Below are 4,339 nucleotides of genomic sequence, written 5' to 3'. Positions count from 1 at the left end.
TTTTATCGGGCTGCCAACCAAACCAAATTTGACTATTCCTTTTTGCAAGAGATCCCCCATCAACGCCCTTATCCATTGGAAGGGTATTTAATGCCCGCGGTCCCGGTCTCCCCCCGGCCCTCTGAACAATCCCGGGATCGAATCCCTGATGGCCGCTTTATATCCTGCAAAGGCCCAAACCAACGGTACTGAACATCCCTTAGATCGATCGTAAAATAACGGATCAATGCAAACAGCCCCCCTTCAAATCAAACTGAGGGGGGCTGTTAAAGAGTTGACGACCCATAACTTTTTATCTTACACAACTGTCTTCCGCCTGACCATGGACCAAAACGTTTGTTTTTCCGGCATTTCATCGGAAACGGTCTGGTACAAACTGCTCTACCCCTTCCCAAACACCCCAAACACGCCCCTACTGTATTACCCAGCTCCTTTTCATTGTTCAGGCGATTATGGGAATCGCATTCATCATTATGACCATCAGGAAGATCAGTATCAAACAGCTGAGAGAGGAAACACCAACAAAGAGCCATCCGATGATCTCTTTTCGGGTGGTCTTTTTGCTTGACACGCGAGTGGATCTTTTCCTTATTGAGTGATCCCCCTTTCTGTAGACTACAAGGATGCGTGAATCCCGCTATTTCAATTCAGCCCGTATGATAAGGGAGAAACCGGTGAATATCAAGAGGATCACCACTTCGATCCATCAATGGTGGCTCCTGCCTGCTCCCGATTCGAAAGCGTCTTCCAAGGAGGTCTCTTCCCGTACCAAGATCATAGGGGAGTGATAGGACCCCAGGGGCCGAAGCTGTAACAAATGATCCACCACCGCTTCCACATCACTGGACCGATACGTCTCCTCCAAGCCTTTCTCCACCCACCAATGGCGCAATCCCCCACGCATCCTGCATTGCACGGTCACCCGGGGGAGCTTCTGATGATGGGGAAAGAGCATCACGTGATGAGGTGTCATGACCTCCAGCTTTTGAACCAAGTCCTGACGATGTTTCATGTTCTTCCTCCCCCTTCCTCTAACCAGGATGATTTTTCTTTTGCTCTTGAAATCGTGAGAAGATCGAAGGAGGTCTCAACAACAGGGCAGACGTCCACTTTTCCGGCGGACGTAATTGAGACAGGTAATCCACCACGTCTTGGGCATTGTCAAAGAAATCCGGGGATTCCGTTAAGCCCTGTTCCACCTTCCAATGACATTGCGGTTTCCGACGCAAACATTGGATCAGAATTTGCGGGTGATTTCGTTGGTGAGGAATCAGGATCACTTCATGAGGTCGCATTCGTTCCAGGTTCCTCTGCAGTTCCCCACGACTTTTCATGTTGGACCCTCCGTGTCCTTTTGGATTCGATTTTCGCCTGTGGTGGGATCCCGGCTCCGATCCAAGGATTCGATTTTTCCGTTGGAGAAATCGGTCGGCGACGACCCTGATTCAAGTAATAGAGATCTTTTCCGAAATCCGTCATATCGCTTTTCCTCCTTTCCGTTCCGTTATTTGAAGCATACAAGGGAGCCGGAAAGGCTCCCCTGACTGGGTTATATCGTTGGGTCGTTTTAGTTTTGGGCCACACCCCGGAACTTCCAGAGAGCAGCACCCACCAATAACACCAGGGAACCGATCAGCATTTGGGTCGGTTGGCCGGTAGCGGTATCGGGCATTTTGCCACCTTTTTTGTTATCGATGCTATCTTTCGGGGAATCCGGCTTCTCGACAGACTCACCAACGTCATCCTTTTCATCTCCGTCGTTCGGCTGATCCCCCGGCTGATCTCCGCCACCCGGTTGGGCTTCACCGTGGTTGTCATCCTTACATTCGCCATATTTCAGGATGTGTTTTTGATTCAGGGATTTCCCCGGAGTGGCCGCGTACAGGGTGAAGCACTCATAGACGGTGACTTTTTGACCGGCTACCACCCCTTCAAAGGTGATGGTCCCTTCATAGGACTTTCCTTCTTCCAGGCCTTTCAAGGTCGCTTTGACGTTAGGTTTTCCCTGTTCGATCACGATCGGCTCTTGCCCGTGAATGTGAATCGTGGTTTTCCCTTTGGCGATCTCCTTGGCATTGGCATTTAGATGCCCTTTCAGCAGGTGGTTTCCTTCCGCGTAGGTCAGCTTCCAATCCAGCGGCTTCTTCTCCGCGTGGGTGACATTCACGGGCAAGCCCACGAAAACAAAGACCATGGCCATCAGGGCGACGGCGATCATCAGACGTTGATTCAAACAGGACAACCCCTTTCACGTTAATGAAATGAAGAAGATGTCATTTAGTTTAAGAAAAGCATGGCGTTCCTGTATATTCGCTGGAAGGACTATCTTTTCGTAAGCCCCTTTCCTAAACTCAAGAATTTGTTGGAAGGAAACGGGTTGAGTGGAAATGATATTTCATCTCAAAACTTTATATACAAGGTATTTTGGAGTCTGAAATCAGAAAACACGCGGGGTTTAAAACGGGAGGGGTAAAAACTTAAGTTGATTGTCGTATAATTATAAGAGACTTGTTTCAGATCTCCTTCGTTTCAAAAAAACCGCCCAATTAGTACTGGTCTGAGTGTTGATGAAATTTCCTTATGGAAATTGTCGAATGATGACGTAAAACAAGTGGAATCAGATGGTGTTTACTGCATTTAGAGCCCGCCCACATCTGCTGTATCGACAATATTCGACATAGATTGACTCCTTTTAGTAAGGAGCAAGGTAGTACTAGGTATGGGAGGTATAAAATGGGATCCAAACTCAAACCCATGACATTGAAGGATTACAAAAACATCTTTCGAGAGGCACCCATCCACTTTGCCGCACTGGGGCTTCTTTCTTATGCGGGTTTAATTCTCCTAGATGGCATGCCACCGTTATTGGCTGGAATACAAGCAACACTTACGGACTCTACGACTGCGGTTCACTGGGGATCCCTCTCGATTCCTTTTTTGAGTGGTGGCATCCTCGCTTTAACGGGCGGTGGGCTCTATGTCTTAGCAGCTCGGTGTGGATGGATCAAACACTCCCTTAAATACCTGAAAAAATCCGGATTAAAAAATCCTCCGTCAGTCTCTCCTTGGCCTTTGTTAATTTTCGGCATCATTCTAGGGTTCAGTTCCATGCACCTTTTATTCATGCAGCTCAGGATTCCAAACTATCCCTATCCATTAAATTCGTCTTACTACTCGCTTTGTTTTTTTCTGGCGGGCACGTACATAGGGCTTGGGATCCGCCTTCTGCGCCAAAAGAAACGATCAGCAAAACAAAGTCGCATAAAGCCCGGACAAGTGAAGTGGACTCTGAAACGGTTATTTTTGATCCTTTTCGGTGGTGGCCTAATTTTTTTGGGATTCCCCACAGTGCTTCTCGATTTGAGTATTTTTCCAGAGGTGTTCCCGGGCTCTCCCGATCGTTTTCTTTCGTATGTATTTTATGGTGTCATCATGTTGGCTGCGGGGATTGTGATGACCAAAAAAGCAAGGAAACCATCCAAAAATAAGATCATGGAGCCGGAGCAATCCGAAGAGGCCCTCATTGAAAGGGAAGAAATTAACCATTTAACCAAGGAAGTGGAACGCTACCAACAACGTAATAAAAAACTTGAACAAATATTAGCTAACGAGCGGGCAGAAAAAAGCAAACTAGAGGAACGGATTCATCAGTTGCAGGGTCAAGTCAATGAGTTGAACCAACGGGAAATGGTGCAATATCAGCGAGATCCCCGGGATATCCGGAAAATCCACAGCTTGAAAGGGCTAGTGCGGGAGCTTCGAGCGGAGGTTGAGCGATTAAGTGATTTGAACCCGAAACCCCAAGAGCGGACGATGATCGAGAAAGATAAACCTAAACAGCAGGTGGAAGAGAATCTGGAGCCGGATCTGTCGCTCCTGAGAGGAAAGACTGTAGCCGTGTTCGGACGACTGGGAAAAGCAAAGGAAGTTGAGGGAATCCGGCTGATTTACCATGACGGCAACCGGGTTGATTTACCGATGGCACGAGCGGCAAGGGAAGCAGCTGTCTTAGTGGTATTAACTCGTTTGGTCTCACATGGAGTGATGTGGCGACTAAAAGAGTATGCTGCGGATCGGGGAAAAGAAATCCGATTTGTGCGAGAGACGGGAATCCAACGAATTCTGGAGAAAATTGCACAACCGCCGGATTCGTAAGGACTGAAAAATGAAAAAGCAGGGGGCATCCTTAGCCTGGTTTTCCAGATGGATTTTCAAACCAATATCTTATGGACTTCTTATCAAAAATCTACAAGCTATTTCAAAAACATGATCTTCCAATGTAAAATGAAAGTATGAGTACGAGACATGAGTTAACCGACGAACAGTGGGCTGTAATTGA

At 47.5% G+C, this 4,339-nt stretch carries 5 protein-coding genes; 2 read left to right on the top strand and 3 right to left on the bottom strand.

Annotation, left to right across the window (positions count from 1 at the left end):
* The first annotated feature begins 274 nt into the window (after window positions 1-274).
* On the top strand, window positions 275-568 hold the full coding sequence (locus C8P63_RS18855; RefSeq protein WP_146172224.1) for a hypothetical protein: 294 nt from the start codon (window positions 275-277) through the stop codon (window positions 566-568).
* A 138-nt stretch (window positions 569-706) separates the two neighbouring features.
* On the opposite strand, the gene C8P63_RS18555 is transcribed toward C8P63_RS18855, so the two are convergent.
* The 3 genes from C8P63_RS18555 to C8P63_RS18545 form a co-directional block, all read right to left on the bottom strand.
* Window positions 707-1,012, bottom strand: a complete 306-nt coding sequence (locus C8P63_RS18555) for a hypothetical protein (protein ID WP_108026876.1) — start codon at window positions 1,010-1,012, stop codon at window positions 707-709.
* 19 nt (window positions 1,013-1,031) lie between these two features.
* Window positions 1,032-1,334, bottom strand: coding sequence for a hypothetical protein (locus tag C8P63_RS18550; RefSeq protein WP_108026873.1), 303 nt, complete (start codon window positions 1,332-1,334; stop codon window positions 1,032-1,034).
* Between the two features lie 233 nt (window positions 1,335-1,567).
* The gene (locus C8P63_RS18545; protein ID WP_108026870.1) at window positions 1,568-2,233 is read right to left on the bottom strand and encodes a hypothetical protein; all 666 of its coding nucleotides are present in this window, start codon (window positions 2,231-2,233) and stop codon (window positions 1,568-1,570) included.
* A 500-nt stretch (window positions 2,234-2,733) separates the two neighbouring features.
* On the opposite strand from C8P63_RS18545, the gene C8P63_RS18540 reads away from it, so the two are divergent.
* Complete coding sequence (locus C8P63_RS18540) at window positions 2,734-4,155, top strand: hypothetical protein (protein ID WP_108026867.1); 1,422 nt, start codon at window positions 2,734-2,736, stop codon at window positions 4,153-4,155.
* Window positions 4,156-4,339 lie beyond the last annotated feature (184 nt).

Origin of the sequence: Melghirimyces profundicolus (genome assembly GCF_003054245.1) — a bacterium.
Lineage (GTDB): Bacteria > Bacillota > Bacilli > Thermoactinomycetales > DSM-45169 > Melghirimyces > Melghirimyces profundicolus.
This window is presented reverse-complemented; position numbering and strand designations above follow the sequence as displayed.